The organism is Micromonospora thermarum (assembly GCF_012034245.1).
Classification (GTDB): domain Bacteria; phylum Actinomycetota; class Actinomycetes; order Mycobacteriales; family Micromonosporaceae; genus Micromonospora; species Micromonospora thermarum.
The window spans coordinates 274,865-295,130 of the sequence record NZ_JAATEO010000002.1 but is presented as its reverse complement, the minus strand read 5'-3'; the positions used below and the strand labels follow the sequence as shown (position 1 = coordinate 295,130).

The following is a 20,266-nucleotide window of genomic DNA, read 5'->3' as shown; positions in this document are numbered from 1 at the left end:
TACGAATGAGCGGCACGAACCTCGGCGTGTCGAGTCGCCCACGCGTATCCGATCTTGCGGCGCGGGGTGACGGTCACGGCGCCGCGCGGTCGGGCTGGGCGGGGACCGGCGGGCGGACGGCGGGCGCCGCGTCGTAACCCGCGGCCTGGAGGGCGAACAGGTCGGCGTACCGGCCGTCGGCGGCGATCAGCTCATCGTGCGTGCCGGACTCGACCAGGGCGCCCTCGTGCAGCACGAAGATGCGGTCGGCGTGGCGGACGTTGGCCAGCCGGTGCGTGATGAGGATCGTCGTCGCCCGCCCGTGCCGGTCCCGGATGGCCTGGAAGAGGGCGTCCTCGGCGCGCGGGTCGAGGGCCGAGGACGGCTCGTCCATGATCAGCAGGTCGGCGTCGCGGAGGAACCCGCGGGCGGCCGTGATCCGCTGCCACTGCCCACCGGACAGGTCCTGCCCCTTCGCGAACGTGCGGTCGAGCAGCGTCTCGTACCCGTACGGCAGGTCTTTGATCATCTCGTGCGCGGCGGCGCGGGCGGCGGCGGACTCGATGCGGTCCTGGCGCGCCTCGCGCTCGACGTCGCCGACGGCGATGTTGGTGGCGGCGGTGAACGGCCACTTGTGGTACTCCTGCGTGACGACCGCGATGCGCGTGCGCACCTGCGCCAGGTCCCACTCCGTGACGGGGCGGCCGTTCCACTCGACGGTGCCGTGCGTGGGGGTCCGCAGGGTGGCGATCATCGCCGCGAGGGTGGTCTTGCCGGAGCCGTTCTCCCCGACGAACGCGACGGTCTGCCCGGCGCGGACGATGAGGGTGACGTCGTCGACGGCGGGCGTGTCCCGGTCCGGGTAGTGCAGGGTCACGCCCTGGACGGCGACCTCGCGCAGCGGACCGGGGGCCGGCCGCGGGGTGTCCGCCGGGTCGGGCAGGTACGCGGCGGCGCGCGCCATGAAGCCGGTGTAGTCGCTGAAGTGCTGGCCCTCGGTGTAGACCCGGTCGACCTGGAAGGTGACCGTGCTGAGCGACCGCTGCGCGGCCTGGACGGCGATCACGCAGGTCGCCGCCGCCGCGAGCGGGATCTGCCCGTCGATGAGCAGGAGCCCGAGCAGGACGTAGACGACGGCGGTGGCCAGCCCGCCGACCAGCGCCCCGACGGCGGTGGTCGTGGTGACCCGGCGGGCCAGGGCGAGCTGGATCCCGGTCTCGGTGTCCATGACCCGGTCGTACTGGTCGAGCAGGAACCGGCGCAGCCCGTACGACCGCAGCTCCGGCGCGGACGCCCGCTCGGCCATCAGCCGGTGCAGGATCCACAGCCGGCGGCGGCGGACTGAGCCGGCGATGTACGTCCCGTACCGCAGGTGCCCGGCCCGCAGCGCCGCCCACGCGTTGGGCAGCGTGGCGACCAGCAGCGCGAGGAGCAGCAGCGGGTGGATGACCACCACCGCCACCGCCACCGCGAGCACCCCGACCAGGCCGGCGATCAGGTTCATCGAGGACTGCACGAGCGAGATCGCCGAGTCGGTGCCCCGGGTGGCGCGTTCCATGTCGTCGGCGAACGCGTCGGCGTCGAACGCGTCCAGCCGCACGGCGGTGGTGACCTCGAAGAGGCCACGCTCGACCTCCCGGTCGACGCGGGGCGTGAGGCCGTTGACCGCGTACCCGGTGGCGATGCCCAGGCCGGCGCGGACCCCGGTCACGGCGGCCAGGACGGCGAGCGCCGGAAGCGCGGCGAGCACCTTCTCCCCGGTCGGGCCGCCGGCGAAGAGCTCCACCAGCACCCGCTGGGTGGCGAGCAGACCACCGGCGGCCATCGCGCCGGCCCCGATCGTCGCGGCGGCCACCACGGAGGTGCGGAGGCGGTCGGCCCGCCAACTGATCGCCACGGCCTGCGCGACCAGCCGTGGCAGCTCGGCGAACACGGCGAACAGGCCCGCCTCGGCGCGGGCGCGGACGCCGGTCTCCCACCACATGGTGCGCAGCTCGGGCAGGACGGACTCCGGCTGGCTCGGGGCGGGACGGTCGCGGGTGGACGATGACACGGGCGCCTCCTGTTCGTGTTGGGACCATCACTGATGGTGGCAGGAGGGTCCGTCAAACCCGTGCTGGATGAGCCCTGTTCACGTCGCTTGTCGGATGCCGGTCAGACCGGTGCTCGCCTCCTCGGCAGGAGTTATGAAGGCGAAGACCGTTACTGACCGTGATCTTGTGGGGGTTTCCATGACACGAAGACGGGCATTCGCCGCGTCCGCGGCGATGCTGCTGACCCTCGGCCTGACCGTGCTGGTGCCGGCGGCACCGGGAACGGCCGCGCCCGCACCGGGCACGGCCGCCCGCCCGCCGGACGACCCGGGCAAGGGCAGGCGCGTCGGCGTGGTCGCGCCGGTGCGGGCCGGAAAGTCCAAGCCGGTACGCGACCTGCCCAAGGCGAAGGCCGGCGCCAAGGCGCCCGCCGCCAGCACCGAGAGCGCACCGGCGCAGCCGCGCGTCGCCGGCACGGCCGACCCGATCGCCCAGACCGCCGACGGGCCGGTCAACGACGACCTCAGACCCACCAACACGCCCTTCGCCGGCCAGACCGGCGGCACCCCGCCGGACACCGTCGGCGACGTCGGGCCGAACCACTACGTCCAGATGGTCAACACGACCTTCCAGATCTGGAACAAGGACGGCACGTCGCCCGCCGGCGGCGGACCGTTCGCCATCAACTCGCTCTGGACCTCCAACACGGTCAACGACAACGGCTGCGACACGCAGAACGCCGGCGACCCCATCGTCCTGTACGACCAGACGGTCGACCGGTGGATGCTGGCCCAGTTCACCAGCCCGCGGACCGCGCCGTTCGACATGTGCATCGCGTACTCGCAGACACCGGACCCGACCGGCGCGTACTTCACGTACTCGTTCCGGCTCAGCGCCTCCCACGACTACGAGAAGTTCGGTGTCTGGCCGGACGGCCTCTACATGTCCACGTTCGAGGGTGGCACGCTCGGCGCGTACGCCTTCGACCGCGCGGCCATGGTCAGCGGCAGCCCGGCCACCTTCCAGTACTTCGGCTCGGGCGCCGGCGCGCTCGGTCCCGGGGTCTCCTCCGCCGGCCGGGTGCGCATGTTCCCCAGCGACTGGGACGGCGTCAACCCACCGGCGGCGGGCGAGCCGAACCACTTCCTGCTGTCGAAGGACGCCGACAACGGTCAGGGCGGCGCGCAGGACAGCATCGAGGTGTACGACTTCCACGTCGACTGGACCGACCCGGCCAACAGCACGTTCGGCCTCGCCACGACGCTGAACACCCAGCCGTTCGACATCAACGTCGGCTGCACCGACGCCGACGGTGACGGTGCGGCCCGCGACTGCATCGACCAGCCCGGCACCACCCAACGGATCGACGCGCTGCCGGGCCGGCTGCTGCACCGGGTGCAGTACCGCAACTTCGGCACCCACCAGACGATGGTCGCGGTGCAGTCCGCCGTGGACGCCGACGGCAACGACCGGGTCGGCACCCGCTGGTACGAGCTGCGCAACGGCGGTGGCGGCTGGGCCATCCACCAGCAGGGAACGTACGCCCCGGGCACGGCCGACCGGTGGATGGGCTCGATCGCGATGGACGGCAAGGGCAACATCGCCCTCGGCTACAGCATCGCCGACGCGGCGAACAACGTGTTCCCCTCCATCGCGTACACCGGGCGGCTGGCCAACGCGCCACTGGGCAGCATGCCGGAGCCGGAGCAGACCATGTTCTCCGGCACCACCTCGCAGACCAACGCCGACCGCTGGGGCGACTACAGCTCCATGAACGTGGACCCGGTGGACGACTGCACGTTCTGGTACACCCAGCAGCACGGCGGCGGCCGACAGACCCGCATCGGCGCGTTCAAGTTCACCACCTGCGACCAGACGGACCTGCGGATCACCAAGTCCGACTCCCCCGACCCGGTGTACGCGGGCCAGCCGCTCACGTACACGGTCACCGTCACCAACGACGGCCCGAACACCGCCTCGTCGGTCACGGTCACCGACACGCTGCCCGCCGGCGTGGCGTTCCAGTCGAGCACGCCGGCGTGCACCAACGCGGCCGGCACCCTCACCTGCGACCTCGGCGAACTGCTCCCCGGGCAGTCCGTCCCGCTGGTGATCCAGGTGGCCGTTCCGGCGAACTTCCCGGCCGGCACGATCACCAACACCGCCACGGTGGCCGCGGCCGACCAGTTCGACCCGAACCCGGGCAACAACACCGCCACCGCGACCACGACCGTACGCACCCGCGCGGACCTGGCCGTCACCAAGGTCTGCAAGCCGGACCGGGCCGCTCCCGCCGGCACGCCCGGTTACTGCGACATCCACGTCGACAACCTGGGGCCGTCCGACGCGACGTCCGTGGAGCTGACGGACGTGCTCACCTCGGCGACCCCGTTCGAGGTGGTGAGCGTGACGGCCACCCCGTCCGGCACCTGCGCCCCGACGAGCACGGGCCCGGTCACCAGCGTCACGATCACCTGTGACCTGGGCACCGAGCCGGCCGGCGGCCGGACCACGGTGCGGGTGACGGTGACCGCCGACGACGTCGCCCAGGTCAACGACGTCGCCACGGTCACCAGCGCCACCGAGGACCCGAACCCGGCCAACAACCAGGCCACCGGCCGCGTCGAGTTCGTCGGGTCGGCCGACCTGAGCCTCGACAAGACCGGCCCGGCGACGGTCACCGCCGGCACCCAGCTCCAGTACGAGATCACGGTCACCAACGACGGCCCGTCCGTCGCGCGGGACGTGGTGGTCGCCGACACGCTGCCCGCCGGGGTCAGCTTCGTGTCGGTGACCCCGTCGGTGGGCACCTGCACCAACGGCCAGCCCACCGCCCGGGACGTCCGGTGCGGTCTGGGCAACCTGGCCGGCGGCGCCTCCGCGACGGTCACCATCGTGGCGCTCGTCGCGCCCGACGTGGTGCCTGGCACGGTCCTGTTCAACGAGGCGACGGTGTCCAGCTCGACCGCCGACCCGGACAACGACGACGTCCGGGACAGCGTGGCCACGACGGTCAACGCCTCCGCCGACCTGTCGGTGAGCAAGAGCGACTCGCCGGACCCGGTCGTGGCCGGCGAGAAGATCACCTACACGATCACGGTCGGCAACGCCGGGCCGTCCACCGCGCAGGGCGTGACCGTGACCGACACCCTGCCGGCGGGTACCACGTACGTCAGCGGTGTCGACGGCAACGGCGCTGGAATCTGCACCCTGGTGCAGACCGACACGGTGGTGTGCGCGCTCGGGGCGCTGAACCCCGGCCAGACCCGGACGGTGTTCCTCACCGTGCTGGTCGCGCCGTCCGTCCCCGACGGCACCACCCTGACGAACAGGGTGACGGTGTCGGCGGCGACGCCCGACCCGAACGCCGGCAACAACACCGCCACCCAGCAGACGGCGGTACGGACGTCGGCGGAGCTGTGGCTCGACAAGACCGGCGAGCAGCGCTCCGGAAACCCGGCCCCGACGGTGATCTACACCTTGACGGTGCACAACAACGGCGGCTGCGAGAGCGACGCGCAGTCGACGCCGACCCCGACCTGCGGGGCCGGCGGGCCGTCCGACGCCCGGAACGTGACGGTGGTGGACAAGCTGCCGCTGGACCCAAAGAAGCTGGTGGTCCAGTACGTCTCGCCGCAGTGCGCCTATGTCAAGGCGACCCACACGGTGACCTGCACGGCGGCGACGGTGCCGGCGGGCGCCACGGTCACCTTCGTCATCGAGGCGCAGGCGCAGGGCAGCGTCCGGACCATCCAGAACTCGGCGACGCTGAGCAGCACGACGCCGGACCCGGTGGCCGGAAACAACACCGACGACGTGACGATCGTCGTGAAGGGAGGCACCGGCAGGTAGGGCCGTGACGACCGGCCGGGCCGGCGGGAGCGGCGTGCTCCCGCCGGCCCGGCGTCACTGGATGCCGTTGGTCCAGGTCAACGGCACGGTCACCGGGTCGCTCCCGGACACGGTGACGCGCCGCTCCGGGGCGATCAGCCAGCCCGGCACGGGGTCGCCCCGGACCACGTACTCGCCGGGCGGCACGGCGACCTCGGCACGACCGTCCGGCCCCGAGCGCCCCTCCCTGACCAGGTGACCGGCGGCGGAGCGGACCTGGAAGCCGGTGTCCGGCCGTGGCTTCGGGTCGCAGCTCGGGTCGGGGGTGGCCGGGATGTGTGGGCACTGTTCGCCGAGCTGGGTGACGATCCGGAGGATCACACCGCCGGTCCTCGTGGCGGCCGTCGGGACGTCGGACGGCGGTCGCGGCGCTCCCCCGCCGTCCGTCGCCGTGCAGCCCGCCGCGAGCAGGGCCGCGACGAGAGGTACGACCAGAGCCGGCCGGAGCGCCACACCCCGGATCGTACGCTTTCGCCCCCCTTCCGCGGGCCATCGGCAGTGCCGGGCGGGGACGGTGGCCCGCAAAGCCGGTCGGGGACCGCGGTGCGCCGGGTACGGGGGAGGCAGCGGCCCCCGTACCCGGCGCACCCGTCCACTACAACTCCCGCACCCGCACGTCGCGGAACTCGACCAGGTCGTTGTTGCCGTGGTTCTGCAACCCGACGAATCCGCTGAGGAACTGGCGCAGGTCGGTCGGCGGGTCGCCCTGGCGGGACGACGCCTTGCCGGGCGTGTTGTCGAACTCGTTGATCACCACGCCGTTGCGGATGATCGTGTAGTGCTGTCCGACCACCCGGACCTCGTAGTCGTTCCACCGGCCCTTCGGGGTCGCCCCGGACTGGCCCAGGTTGTTCGGGTCGAAGTTGTAGATCGACCCGGTCTTCTGGGGTTCACCGGTGGGCCCGTCGTATATCTGGATCTCGTGACCGCAGTAGATGGCCACCCAGGCCTCCGACGACCGGGCCGACCCGACCGTGCCGCAGCTGCCGGCCGGCCGCTGGTCCAGCGGGGTCCGCGGGTCCGGGAACCGGGTGAAGACACCGCTGTTGCCGTAGGTGCCCTCCGCCGAGACGTCCCGGAACGTCATCCGCAGTGAGAAGTCCGCGAACTCGTCCTTGGCGTACCAGAGCATGCCGAGCCCGCCGGTGCTGCGGATCGACCCGTCGGGCCGCAGGGCGAACGACCCGCCGGGGGCCTGCCGCCAGTCGGCGAGCGACTGGGCCGTGCCGTCGAAGAGCGGCCGGTACCCGGCGATCTTGCCGATCTGCGACTGGGCCGCGGCGCTGTTCAGCTTCGCGGCCTCCCGGTTGTCCAGGACACCGTCGCCGCGGAGGTCGTTGACCACGTCGGCGACGTGGCTGACGAACTGGCCGTGGTTCGCCCAGTTCCGCTCGTCGTCGATCAGGTCGTTGACCGTGCAGTCACCACCGACCTCGTGGTTGGCGACACCGGTGTCGGTGTCCAGCATCCGTACGGTCTTGCCGGTGTCCGGCGCGGCGCAGCCGGCGAAGACCTGGATCTTCGCGGTGGCCACCTCGCCGTCGGCGTAGGTCACCTTCAGCGTCGCCTCGTAGGTGCCGTAGTCGGCGTAGGTGTGCGTGGGGTTGGCCTCCCGTGACGGCGCGCTGCCGTCACCGAAGTTCCACTCCCAGGCCACACCGCCGGCGCGGGCGCTGGAGAAGGCGACCGTCCTCGGGTCGCTCTGCGTCACCACCCGGGCGGCGGCGTCGCTCGGGCGGGGCGTGGCCGGGCCACCCTGGTAGGCGATGCGGATCAGCTTCTGGTTGGAGTGCAGGCTGAAGAACCCGCCGGCGTAGTCGAGCAGGTAGAGCGCGCCGTCGGGCCCGAACTTCGCGTCCATCCAGGACTGGAGCTGGGTGCCGCCGTTGCCGGAGCGGATGATGCTGCGCAGGTCCTCGGCGAAGGCCGGCGGCCCGTGGCTGGAGACCTTCGTCGGGTCGACGGTCACGGCGACCCGGTTGTTGGCGTTGGACTGGTCACCGATGAACCACTTGCCGTCCCAGTACGCCGGCCACGCGACACCGCTGTTGGTGTCGACGTTCTCCCGCTGGTAGGTCGGCCCGTCCATGATGGCCTGGCCGCCGCCCTTGAGGTACGGCTGGGTGAACGTCTCCTGGCCGAGCTGGTAGGTCGGCAGGCCGCTGCCGTCGGTGCGCTTCGGGTAGACCGGGCCGCCGCCCTGCGGCGAGTACCAGATCATGTTGTCGCGCGCCGGCGGGATGTTGACCAGGCCGGTGTTGCGTGGCGACTCGTTCTTCAGGTTGTCGCAGTCGTACCAGCCGGTCAGCACGGTGGCGTCGGTGTTGCTGCGGTCCCGGTACGGCTGCCGGTTGCCCATGCAGTACGGCCAGCCCTGGTTACCGGCGGAGGTGATGATCGTCGCCGTCTCGTACTTCGCCGGGCCCAGGTCCGGGCTCGGGGCGCCCGCGTCCGGGCCGACCCAGGCGGCGGTCAGCCAGTCGTTGACCGGGTCCCAGGCGATCCGGGCGATGTTGCGTACGCCCATCACGTAGATCTCGGGACGGGTCTTGCCGCCGCCCTCCTCGTTGCCGGTGAAGAGGTTCCCCGCCGGGACGGTGTACGTGCCGTCCGGCTCCGGGTGGATGCGGAGGATCTTGCCGTTGAGGTCGTTGGTGTTGCCGGAGGTACGGCGGGCGTCCTGGAACGAGACGCCCTTGTAGTCCTGCGTCCAGTTGTTGCCGGAGTAGCCGCTGGAGCCACCGGAGGAGTTGCTGTCGCCGGTGCCGACGTAGAGGTTGCCGCTCTCGTCGAAGGTCATCCCACCGCCGGCGTGGCAGCAGCTGTGGATCTGCGTGTCCCAGCTCAGCAGGTCCTTGCGGGTGCCCTGGTCGATCGTCTGCTTCGCGGCGTCGTAGGTGATCCGCGACACCGTCCGCTTGCCGATCCGCTTGTCCCGGTCGATGGACTCGTGCGGCATCCAGTAGACGTAGACCCAGCCGTTCTGGGCGAACTTCGGGTCGAGGGTGATGCCGACCAGGCCCTCCTCGTTCTTGACCAGTTCGCTGCCGCTGCCCCGGTTGCCCATCACAGGGAGGGTGGTCAGCAGCTTGACCTGCTTGGTCTTCGGGTCCCACTGGTGGATGGTGCCGCAGCCGAGGCCGACCTTGGGGTCGTCCCAGCTGACGATCGGCCCGGACGGGCACGCCGCCTTGCCGATGTAGAAGACCTTGCCGTCCGGCGCGATGGTCAGCCCGTGCGGCTCACCGATCTGGTCGAGCTGGCCCGGCTGGTTCGTGGCGGTCAGCCGCTCGACGCGGTAGTTCGACGCGATCGTCGCCTGGCAGTCGCCGCGCACCATGCCGGCCGCCCACTTGATGCCGCCGAGCAGGTGGCCCTGGAACTGCTTGTCGCTGGTGTAGCTGGCCTCGGTGCGGCCCATGCCGGTGTAGAACGACCGGCCGCCGTCGTAGTCCTGGCACCACGAGATCGGGTGGAACGCCCCGTTGCCGCTCAGGCCCGCGTTGTACGTCCGCTCCTCCACCTGGGCGATGGTGTGGACCCGGCCGACCGGGCTCGGGTCCCAGTTGATCCACTGGTCGGAGCGGGTCCAGGTCAACGGCAGCCCCTTGTTGGCCGGGTGCTGGCGGTCGGTGAGGTCGACCGTGGCCTCCTGCACCTGGGTGTCCGGTGCGGGGCCGGCGTCGGGGCCGATCAGCCACAGCTCGGCGAGCTGCACCAGCGGCTCACCGCTGTTGGCGGTGACGTTCAGCCGGTAGTGCTGGTATGCCGTGGTGTTGGTGAAGCTGTACTGCTTCGTCTGGAAGCGCTGTGGGAACGTCTCGTTGGTGCGGGTGTCCAGGTCGGTCCAGGTGGTGCCGTCCTCGGAGCCCTGCAGCGTCCAGTTCTTCGGGTCGCGACCGGGGAAGTCGTTGGCCGAGGTCAGCGCGTAGCGGCTCACCACGACCGGATTCGCCAGCTTCGCCGCCAGCCACCCCGTCGGGTTGAAGGTGAGCCACTTGGTGCTCGTCGACCCGTCGATCGCCTTGGCGGCGGTCTCGTTCGGCGGGTTCTCGGCGCTCGCCGTGGCCGCGACCGGCTTCTCGGCATTGGGGAGGCTGGCCGCCGGGCGGGTGCCGATCAGGCCGGTGAACCAGGCCGAGCTGGGCTGGGCGCGGGCGGCGTCGTGGACGCCGACGAACCCGCCGCCGCCCTTCACGTACGCCTGGAAGGCGGCTTCCTGGGCGTCGTTGAGTGTCACCCCGTTGGCGGACAGGAAGACGACCCCGCGGTAGCGGGCCAGGTTGCCGAAGGTGAAGACGCCCGGATCGGCGGAGGCGTCGACGGAGAAGCCGTTCGCCCCGCCCAGTTCCTTGATGGTCGCGGCGGCCTTCGCCACCGGGTCGTCCTGCTTGTCCACCGGACCGTGGAACACGAGCACCTTCACGGCCGCGGTGGCCTCGGCGGCGGCCGCCGCCGCGGGGGTGACGGCCTGGACGGGCAGCGCCAGGGTGCCGAGGACCAGCGCGGCGCTCGACGCCAGTGCGCCGAGGCGGCGGGGCGTGGCGACGTGACGCGGCGCGGTGAGGACGGGTGGTGTGGGTGTGGATCCCGTCGAGTCGGCGCGATGGCGTCCGACCCAGCGGGAGAACCGGAAATGGCGTCCGTGAGCCATCTCGACTCCTCCTGGATTGAGGGACATGGTTTCCCGGTGGTCAGTTGTGCTGGTGCTCGCCGCCGCCGGTGGCTGCCGAGGTGGCGGCGGCGGCCGGCGCGGCTGCCGGGTGGGAGTGGTCGTGGCCCGGGGGCATCGCCCCGGACTCGTCCAGGACGTGCAGCATCGTCGACATGCCGGCGTCGGAGTGGAACTGCATGTGGCAGTGGAGCATCCAGTGCCCCGGTCCGACCGAGTCGCCGGCGACCACGGTGAAGCCGAACGAGTCGCCGGGGCCGAGCGGCTTGTTGTCGATGACCGGGACGGAGTCGGCGAAGGGTTGCCCGTTGCCGATCACGCCGGTCCGGGTGTCCGCCCAGGAGTGCCCGTGCAGGTGGAAGGTGTGCATCTCGTTGCCGATGCCGACGACGACGAACTCGACCCGCTCCCCCTTCCGGGCGACCAGGCAGGTCGGCCCGGGCTGCGGGTTCTGCTGGTCACAGGTGTCGGTCGCGTCCCCGCGGCGCAGGTTGATGCTCTGCCGGTCGCCGAAGACCGTCACGTACGTCCGGTCCGGCTTCGGGTCGCCCGGCCGCCGTACGACGAGCCCGCCGAAGAGCCCCGCGCCCAGGCCCTGCGTCCCGTGCGGGCCGCCGACGACGTGGTCGTGGTACCACCAGTAGCCGGCCGTACCCTGCGCCCCGGTCCGGTTGTTCCGCTGCTGCGCGAACCAGGTGTACGTCCGCGATTCGCCCGGCGGGACGAAGGAGTTGCTCTGCACCGTGCCGTCCGACAGCTGCGTGTACTTGACCCCGTGCACGTGCAGGGAGACTCCCAGCGGATGGCCGGGGTCGGTGCGCAGCTGCTCCAGGGTCGCGGCGGGCACCCGGTTGTGCAGGGTGATGGCGACGCACTCCCCCTCCATCATCTCCATCGTCGGGCCCGGGTAGGAGGCGGTCTCCGGCGTGAGGCCGTAGCCGAGCCGGATCTGGGTGCCGTCCTTCGGCAGCTCCACCGCGTACAGCTGGATGCTGCGGTCCGGCTTGGCGCAGCCGTCCGGCCGGTCGGCGAAGAACGCCGTCGGGCCGCCCGCCGCCGCGAGCCCTCCGGCGCCGATGACGGTCAGCAGCACGATGGCCGCCACGATCAGCAGTCGGCGCGCGCTCGGGCCGGGACGGTCGGGCTCCGGCGCGGGGTCGGTGTCGGGCAGCCGCCAGGTGGACGCGCTCACCGGTCCCCCCGCAGCTCGCCGCGTCGGATCAGATGGCCGCTCGACCCACCGGAGGCGCCTGCGGGCAACGCTCCGGCCGGGCTCGCCGCACTGACCGCGACGGTGGTCCCGGCGAGCCCGCGCAGCCGGGCCTGACGGTCGAATCTGTGCTTCGCCATGGTTGGTTCCCTTCGCTCGCTCAACAGCAGGTGCTCGAGGTGCCGGACGCCGTTCCGTTCGGGCAGCACGCGGAGAGGGGCGCGATGCGGACGTTGCGGAAGCTGATGACGTCGGCGGTGCCGTGGTTCTGCAGGCCGATGTGTCCGCTGGCGCTCTGGCGTCCCGCGCCGCCGGGATCGTCGGCGCGCGGCGGGCTGAACACCGCGTCCGGGCTGTTGACGTACTCGTTGACGAGCTCGCCGTTGCGGAAGACCGAGTAGTGCTGGCCGACCACCCGGATCTCGTAGTCGTTCCAGGTGCCCTTCGGGGTGGCCTGCGCCCCGGCGAGATCGACCCGGTCGAAGCCGTACACCGATCCGCTCTTGTACTGGTCCCCGTCGGGCCGGTCGAAGATCTGGAGCTCGTGGCCGTACTTGATGGCCACCCACTCCGGCCGGGACTCGGCGGCGTGCCGGTGGACGTCCGGGAAGCGGACGAAGACGCCGCTGTTGGCGCGGCCGGTGCCCGGAGCGTCGTCGCGCCACTGGAGCTTGAGGGAGAAGTCGCCGTACGCCGTCACGGGGTACCACAGCATGCCGAGGCCGGCGACGGGACGGCTGGTGATCGATCCGTCGGCGTTGCGGGTGAAGCCGCCCGCCCCGACGTGCTGCCACCGGGCGAACGACGCCGCGGAGCCGTCGAGCAGCGGCTGGTAGCCGTTCTTCTCGTCCGGCTTGCCGACGCCGGAACGGCCGGCGGCGCTCACCAGGCGCCCGTGCTCCTTGTGGGTGATCACGCCCAGGTGGTGCAGGTGCTCCGCCACCGTCGTGACGTGCGTGACGAACTCGCCGTGGTGGGGCCAGGTGCGCTCGTCCTCGATGACGTTGTTGACCGTGCAGTCACCGTCGACCACGCGGTTGGGTACGCCGCTGTCGACCGTGCCGAGCCACACGGTCGGCCGGGTGTCCGGCACCGGGCAGTCCGGCTCCGGTCCGCTGGCGACCACGGTGAAGGTCACCGACGCGGTGCCCGACGTGTTGCCGGCCTTGTCGGTGGCCCGGTAGCTGACCGTGTGCTGGCCGGGCTGGTTCACCGTGACGGGCCCGGTGTACACGGCGTACGGCTGCCCGTCGCGGGAGTACTCGATCCGGTCGACGCCCGATCCCGCGTCCGTGGCCGAGAGGATCACCGTGGCGCTACCGACGTAGGCCCCGTTGTCGTCGAGCTGGCCCGACAGCGCGGCCGACGCGGTCGGCGGGGTGGTGTCCGGTGCCGGCGGCTGCACCACCGTGAACGTCACCTGCTGCGCCGCCGAGGTGTTGCCCGCCTTGTCGGTGGCCCGGTAGCTGACCGTGTGCTGGCCGGGCTGGTTCTCCGTGACCGGCGCGGTGTACGTCGCGTACGGCTGCCCGTCGAGCGAGTACTCGATCCGGTCCACGCCCGAGCCGGCGTCGGTGGCCGACAGGGTGACGGTGGCGCTGCCGACGTACGCGCCGTTCTCGTCCCGCTGACCGGACAGGGCGGCAGACGCGGTCGGCGGGGTGGTGTCCGGTGCCGGCGGCTGCACCACCATGAACGACACCGACTGCGCCGCCGAGGTGTTCCCCGCCTTGTCGGTGGCCCGGTAGCTCACCGTGTGCTGACCCGGCTGGTTCACGGTCACCGGCGCGGTGTAGGCGGCGTAGGCGCCCCCGTTCACCGAGTACTCGATCCGGTCCACGCCCGACCCGGTGTCGGTGGCCGACAGGGTGACGGTGGCGCTGCCGACGTACGCGCCGTTGTCGTCCCGCTGTCCGGTCACCGCGGCCGACGCGGTCGGCGGTGTGGTGTCCGGTGCCGGCGGGTTCACCACCGTGAACGTCACCTGCTGCGCCGTCGAGGTGTTGCCCGCCTTGTCCGTGGCCCGGTAGCTGACCGTGTGCTGACCCGGCTGGTTCACCGTGACCGGCGCGGAGTACGTCGCGTACGGCTGCCCGTCGAGCGAGTACTCGATCCGGTCCACGCCCGACCCGGTGTCCGTGGCGGACAGGGTGACGGTGGCGCTGCCCACGTACGCGCCGTTCTCGTCCCGCTGACCCGACACGGCGGCCGACGCGGTCGGCGGTGTCGTGTCCGGTGCCGGCGGGTCCACCACCGTGAACGACACCTGCTGCGCCGCCGAGGTGTTCCCCGCCTTGTCCGTCGCCCGGTAACTCACCGTGTGCTGACCCGGCTGGTTCACCGTCACCGGCGCCGAGTAGGCGGCGTAGGCGGCCCCGTCCACCGAGTAGTCGATCCGGTCGACACCGGAACCGGCGTCGGCGGCGGACAGGGTGACGGTGGCGCTGCCGACGTACGCGCCGTTCTCGTCCCGCTGTCCGGTCACCGCGGCCGTCACGGTCGGTGGGGTGGTGTCCGGCGGCGGGGGCTGCACGACCGTGAAGGACACCGACTGGGGGGTGGAGGTGTTCCCGGCGTTGTCGGTCGCCCGGTAGCTCAGCGTGTGCTGACCCGCCTGGTTCACCGTGACCGGCGACGAGTAGGTGCCGTACGCGCCACCGTCCAGGGAGTACTCCACGCGGTTGACGCCCGAGCCGGTGTCCGTGGCCGACAGCGTCACCGTCGCCGACCCGACGTACGCCCCGTTCTCGTCCCGTTCACCCGACACGGCGGCCGACGCGGTCGGCGGCGTGGTGTCCGATCCGCCTCCGGTGACGACCAGGAGGCCGGACATCCCACCGTGACCCGGGATCGCGCAGAAGAACCGGTACGTGCCGGGCGAGAGCACGACGTCCACGGTCCACCGGCCACCGTTGGCGTCGCTCGGGTCGGCGAGGATGTTCACGTCGACGTCGCTGTTGTACGCCGGGTTACCCGTCTCGAACGTCAGCGTGTGCTGCATGCCGGTGGTGTTGCCGGTCGCGCGGCTGTTCTCGAACACCAGCGTCGCCGGCCCGGCGACGGCGGTGGTGGGTGCCGACAGGTACGAGAGGAAGTTGTCGCCGGCGGTCCAGGTCAGCACCTGCGCCTGGAGTTGCTGCGACGACGCGGCGGCGGCCGTCGCCCGGTCGTTGTCGACCGGACGCGCGTTGGCCGGAGCCGGTGCCAGTCCAGCGGTCAGCATCATCAGGGCCGCCGTGGCGGCGGCCGCAATCGATCTCCGCAGCCGGCGTACCGAGAGCCGGCCGGGCGGTGAGAACCCGTTCATGACTGCCTCTTTCACGGCCCGTACGAACCTTTCGTCTGCTCGGCGTGCAACGTGGTGATCCCGCTCGACGACCCCCCCTGGCCGCACGAGGTCCTCGGCCGTGACCGGTCGTCACGGTCGTCCTGGTGAACCGGATGTGCCTGATGTCAGCGGCGAGCCGGATCGCACGCGGGATCAGACAGGGTTCCGCGTCGGAGCTGACGGGGTGTGAGTCCGAAGGGGTGGGCATCGGTCAAGCCGCGGTGCGTGTCCGCACCGGGGCGCTCGTGGTAGCGCCGACCCGGGGTGCCGTCCCTGGTCCTGGCCGTGGCCGCCGGACGTGTTGCGCCGCCTGGGGACCACGGGTCGAGAGTCACCGCGCCGACGGTTCCTCTCGGTGAAACATTTCGATGTGTCTTGGACCCTACTAAGTAGGCCCCAGCGTGTCCAGACCTTTCGCTGGCCGCATTGACACTTTCCTCTGGGCAAACGAAAGTTCGTCACAGGCCGCTGAAACGCGTCCTCGTGCCGCCCGCCGACGACGCCGGACAGACCTCGGGGCCCGACCCTCGTGAGAGAGGCGGGCCCCGGAGGGGTTCGGTTGATCAGTCGGCGCAGGACGGTTGGTCGAAGTGCCCCGGGGTGCTCGGGTAGGCCGCCCCCGCCCCCTGCTCCCGGTTGTCCCGCGGATACACGTACGACAGCTCCAGGAAGGCGGACGTGCCTGCCGTGGTCACGTCGGTCGCGCTGCGACCCGCGCCGTCGGCCCACGCCAGCCGTGTCAGGAAGTCCTGCATGGCCGGGCTGTGCTGGCGTATGTCGTTGAACCCGCCGTAGGCCGCGTTGCAGTGGGTGTACAGGTTGTAGGCGCCGTTCCAGTCGAACAGCCGGTCGCCGTTGTTCGGGCCGTTCGCCGTCACGTCACCCTGGAGGACGTCCCGGTCCCAGCCGCCGTAGATCCAGTCGGTGCCGTGGTGGTGCTGGTTGTCGGCGAGGACGTCGTCGTCCAGCCCGGTCATCTCGAACCAGCGGCAGGGGTCGACCGTCCCCGACGCCGTGGTCACCGGCCAGGCGCCGGGAGCGCAGTTGTCCGGGTACGACCCGCGCGGGCGGAAGTCCAGCAGGTCGGAGCCGAGCACGGCGGTCACCGCCGGCCCGCTGGTCGCCCCGGCACCGCCGAAGAGGTGGTCGACGTACTGGTCACGGTCGCCCCGGGCAGCGGCGCTGAACGCGCCGTCCACCTGGCACTGCGGGTTGGCCGCGTCCAGCGCCGGGTCGCAGCCCTTGCCACCCCACAACACGTCCGAGCCCTCCGCTCCGAACAGCTTGTCGCCGCCGCTGTCGCCGTTGGCGACGTCGTCGCCGAAGCCGGCGTGGATGTTGTCCGCCCCGGCGCCGCCGCGGATGAAGTCCCCCGCGCCGGCGGTCAGGCCGGCGTGCGGCATCGGCGGCGCGGTGGAGTCGCCGATCCAGGCGTCGCCGTCGGTGTCGTGCAGCAGGTCCACCCGCCGGTCATAGTCGCCGGGCCGGAACCCGGTGTACGACTCCTGCGGCACCGACGACAGCGTGGCGGTGAAGCCCAGTGCCGCCACGTCGTCGGCGTTGAGGTACTGGTTCACCACGCCGCCCCGGTCGCCGAGGATGGCGTCCTGGCCGTCGTCGCCGTACAGGGTGTCGGTGCCGAGCTCACCGAGGAGGTCGTCGTCGCCGGCACCGCCGCGGATCGTGTCGTCACCGTCCTGGCCCCACACCCCGTCGTCGCCGCCGTCACCGTAGAGCTGGTCGCCACCGAAGGCGCCGGCCGGTTCGCAGGTGGCCTGGGCGGTGGTGCAGAACCGGGTGGACGGGCCGGGCAGGGCCGGGTCGTGCGTACGGGCCACCGTGGCGTGCTCCGGCACCGCGTCGGTCGGGTACCGCTCGGCGTAGACCCGCTCGGCGTGCCCGCCGTCGGCGGTGACCACGGTGCGCAGCAGCGAGCCGTTGTCGCCGAGGACCACGTCGTCGGCGCCGTTGCCCTCGATCACGTCCCCGGTGTCCCGGAAGCCCGCGGCCGCGCTGCCGCCGATCAGGTCGTCCTGCCCGGCCGGTGCGCCGGAGCCGACCAGGCCGCCCGCGGCGCTCGGGGCGCCCGGCCAGCCCGGGTCGGACAGCGGGGTGACGACGCTGCGCCCGGTGGCATCCAGCGCGCTGTCGCCGCGCAGGACGTCGGCACCGCCGTTGCCCTCCAGGTAGTCACCGTCGCCGTCACCGGTCAGCGCGTCGTCGCCGTCCTGGCCCCACAGGGTGTCGACGCCGTCGCCGCCGCTGACCCGGTCGCCGCCGTACCGGATGCCGCTGGCCGCCGCGCGGTCCAGCAGGACCACGATCCGCGGGCCGAACGGCGCGCCGTCGGCGCCCAGCCGGATCGTCACCGAGGTCGGCACCTCACCCGGGAGCGGGCGGAGCACGGCGCCGTTGTCGCCGATGGCCGCGTCGGAGCCGGGTCCGCCGAAGACGGCGTCCGCCGTGTCCGGCTGGCCCCAGGTGGTGGCGCCGGACCCGTCGTACGCGGTGCTGGAGCCACCGACCAGGTCGTCGTCACCGGCGTTGCCCTCGATCCAGTCGGAGTCCGGGCCGCCCTCGGCGAAGTCCGCGCCACCGCCGGCGTGCACCCGGTCCGGGCCGCCCTGGCCGAGGATGACGTCGTCGGCGTCCCCACCGGAGATCAGGTCACCGCCGCTGGTGCCGGCCACCGGGCTGAACCCGAGGTCGAGCAGGGTGATCCTGCGTTGCGGGCCGGCCCGGCCCTGGGTGATCCGGGTGGCGTCGGCGGTAGCCGGCGCGAACCGGCCGTTGTCCCCGGCGATCAGGTCGGTGTCGGCGTCGCCGTACAGCTGGTCGCCGGCGTCCGGCCGGCCGGTGCCGGGGGTCGGCTCCTGCCCGGAGCCACCGACGATCTCGTCCCGGCCCTGGTCACCGTGGACCAGGTCGGCGCCGTTGTTGCCCTCCAGCTGGTCGTCCCCGCCGTCGCCGTTGATCCGGTCGTCGCCGAGGCCGCCGTACGCCACGTCGTTCTCGCCACCGCCGGAGATCACGTCGCCGTCGCCGGCGCCCGCGACGTCACCGGCCAGGTCGAGCGGCTCGGGTCCGGTGTCGCCGGTCCGTGGGGTGCCGTTGTCCCCGACGATCCGGTCGGCGCCCGCCTCGCCGTACAGGTGGTCCCGGCCGTCGCTCGTGCCGGCGGTACGCCCACCGCCGTACAGGACGTCGGCGTCCGGGCCACCGAAGACCTGGTCGTTGCCCTGGTTGCCCTCGGCGGTGTCCACGCCGGTGCCGCCGAACAGCCCGTCGTTGTCGGTGTTGCCGAAGAGCAGGTCGTCACCGTCGTCGCCGTGCAGCTGGTCGACACCCGCCGCGCCCCAGGCCCGGTCCGCGCCGCCGCCGAGGTGCAGGGTGTCGTTGCCGAGCTGACCGCAGACGCGGTCGTCGCCGCCACCGAGGTCGGCCCGGTCGTCCCCGCTGCCGGCCGAGACCACCTCGACCCCGGCGCCGCCGAGGATGAGGTCGGCCGCGCCCTGGTCGGCGGGGTTCGGCTGGGCGTCGGCGAGGGTGGCGTCCGCGCACGCCTCGTCGGGCAGGCGCCGGTCGCCGAAGACGGTCGCCCCGCCGTCGCCGCCGATCACGTGGTCGCTGCCGAGGCCGCCGACGAGCAGCTTGGTCTGCGACTGCGTACCGGTGGGCAGCGGCTCGTGGGTGACCGCCCGGAACGGGCCGTAGCCGTCGGAGTCGCCCGGCTCGCCCACCGTCGACGGCTCCGCGATGACGTAGTCCTCGTCCGGGCCGCCGAACAGCTCGTCGGTGCCGTAGCCGCCGACCAGCACGTCGTTGCCGCCGTAGCCGTGCAGGTGGCCGGTCTGGCCGTTCGCGGAATGGGAGACGACCAGGTCGGTGCCGGCGCTGCCGTGCACCGTGTCCTGTCCGGCGCCGGTGTCCACCCGGTTGGTCAGCCCGGCGTCGCCGCTGCCCGGCTGGTCGACGTCGGCCGGTACGCCGCTGTCGGAGGTGTGGATGGTGTCGTCACCCTTGCCACCGTTGATCGTGTCCCCGCCGGGGCCGCCGACGATGGTGTTCTTGCCGTTGGGCTTGTCGTTGACCAGAACGCCGAGCACGTCGTCGCCGCCGTTGCCGTAGACCCGGTTGGTGCCGTGCCCGACGGTGACGTGGTCGGTCTCGCCGTCCGTCGCCTCGGTCGGGGCAACCAGCTTGGTCCAGTCGACCAGGCCCTTCAGGGTCGTCGTGCCCACCCCGGTCCGGACCGGGGTGTCGCCGGTCCGGTCGACGGCGCCGAGCCCGCTGTCGCCGGCCACCACGTTGTCGCCGTCGCCGCTGGTGACGGTGTCCTTCCCGGGGCCGCCGGCGACCCGGCTGACCGTGCCGGCGGCCTCGGCGGTGACGATGATGTCGTCGCCGCCCCGCCCGTCCACGTACGCCGGGCCGGTGCCGGTGCGGATCTGGTCCTTGCCGTCGGAACCGATCACCACCGCGGTCTTGTCGAACGTCGACACCTTGGTGCCGTCGCCCCCGCTGTCGCCGTCGCCGAGCAGCAGGATCGACATGGAGGTCTTGCTGGCGTCGCCGACCTGGTAGCCGCGACCGTCGACGACCACCCGGGTCAGGGGCGGCTCGCCGTCCCGGTTGAGGAACTCCTGCCGGCGGCCGAGGGCCTCGATTGCGAAGCCGTCGAACTCGGGGTCGGCGTCGGCGTAGTGCAGCGCGTACACCTTGATGACGACGCCGGCGTAGGTGCCGGACGTGTTGTCCCAGGCCTTGTCGCCGCGCTGGTCCTTGGTGCCGAACTTTCCGGCGAAGACCACGAGCGTGTCATCGACGGTGCCGCCGAGTTCCGGTGGGTCGGGTTCACAGTCGGGTTGCGCCCGGAAGTCGAGCAGGGTGGCGTCGACCAGGGTGAAGTCGAAGGTCTTCGAGAACAGGACCAGGTCGATGGTGATGTAGACCTTGAGGAAGACCGACAGCTGCCCGCTGGTGGTGAAGAGGCAGATCGGGTTCACCAGCAGCGCCTGGAGGAACTCGCTGGTGCGGAACTTGCCGTCGTTGTTCGGGTCGTTCCAGCTGAAACCGACGGTGAGCCGGATGCCGCCCTGGATGCCGGCCTTGACGATGAGCACGCTCACCTCGGCTCCGGCGGCGATCTCACC

General features: G+C 72.1%; 8 protein-coding genes. 1 reads left to right on the top strand and 7 read right to left on the bottom strand.

From position 1 onward, the window contains the following. Positions 1–73: 73 nt before the first annotated feature. A complete protein-coding gene (locus HCJ94_RS03075; protein WP_167999463.1) occupies positions 74–1,963 on the bottom strand; it encodes an ABC transporter ATP-binding protein in 1,890 nt (629 codons plus the stop codon). A 247-nt stretch (positions 1,964–2,210) separates the two neighbouring features. On the opposite strand from HCJ94_RS03075, the gene HCJ94_RS03070 reads away from it, so the two are divergent. After that, positions 2,211–5,864 carry a COG1361 S-layer family protein gene (locus tag HCJ94_RS03070; RefSeq protein WP_167999398.1) on the top strand — a complete coding sequence of 1,218 codons (3,654 nt, stop codon included), beginning with the start codon at positions 2,211–2,213 and terminating at the stop codon, positions 5,862–5,864. A gap of 54 nt (positions 5,865–5,918) precedes the next feature. Here HCJ94_RS03070 and HCJ94_RS03065 read toward each other — a convergent pair whose 3' ends face one another. The 6 genes from HCJ94_RS03065 to HCJ94_RS03040 form a co-directional block, all read right to left on the bottom strand. After that, positions 5,919–6,356, bottom strand: coding sequence for a hypothetical protein (locus tag HCJ94_RS03065; protein ID WP_167999397.1), 438 nt, complete (start codon positions 6,354–6,356; stop codon positions 5,919–5,921). Between the two features lie 142 nt (positions 6,357–6,498). Next, complete coding sequence (locus HCJ94_RS03060; protein ID WP_167999396.1) at positions 6,499–10,557, bottom strand: ThuA domain-containing protein; 4,059 nt, start codon at positions 10,555–10,557, stop codon at positions 6,499–6,501. Between the two features lie 40 nt (positions 10,558–10,597). Next, complete coding sequence (locus tag HCJ94_RS03055) at positions 10,598–11,767, bottom strand: multicopper oxidase domain-containing protein (protein ID WP_205800530.1); 1,170 nt, start codon at positions 11,765–11,767, stop codon at positions 10,598–10,600. Then, positions 11,764–11,925, bottom strand: a complete 162-nt coding sequence (locus HCJ94_RS03050; RefSeq protein ID WP_167999395.1) for a hypothetical protein — start codon at positions 11,923–11,925, stop codon at positions 11,764–11,766. The genes HCJ94_RS03055 and HCJ94_RS03050 overlap by 4 nt, the downstream gene beginning before the upstream one ends. A gap of 20 nt (positions 11,926–11,945) precedes the next feature. Beyond that, entirely contained in the window at positions 11,946–15,092 is a 3,147-nt protein-coding gene (locus tag HCJ94_RS03045; protein WP_205800529.1) for an OmpL47-type beta-barrel domain-containing protein, read from the bottom strand. Positions 15,093–15,676: 584 nt separating this feature from the next. Continuing rightward, a complete protein-coding gene (locus HCJ94_RS03040; protein WP_240943884.1) occupies positions 15,677–19,666 on the bottom strand; it encodes a calcium-binding protein in 3,990 nt (1,329 codons plus the stop codon). Positions 19,667–20,266 lie beyond the last annotated feature (600 nt).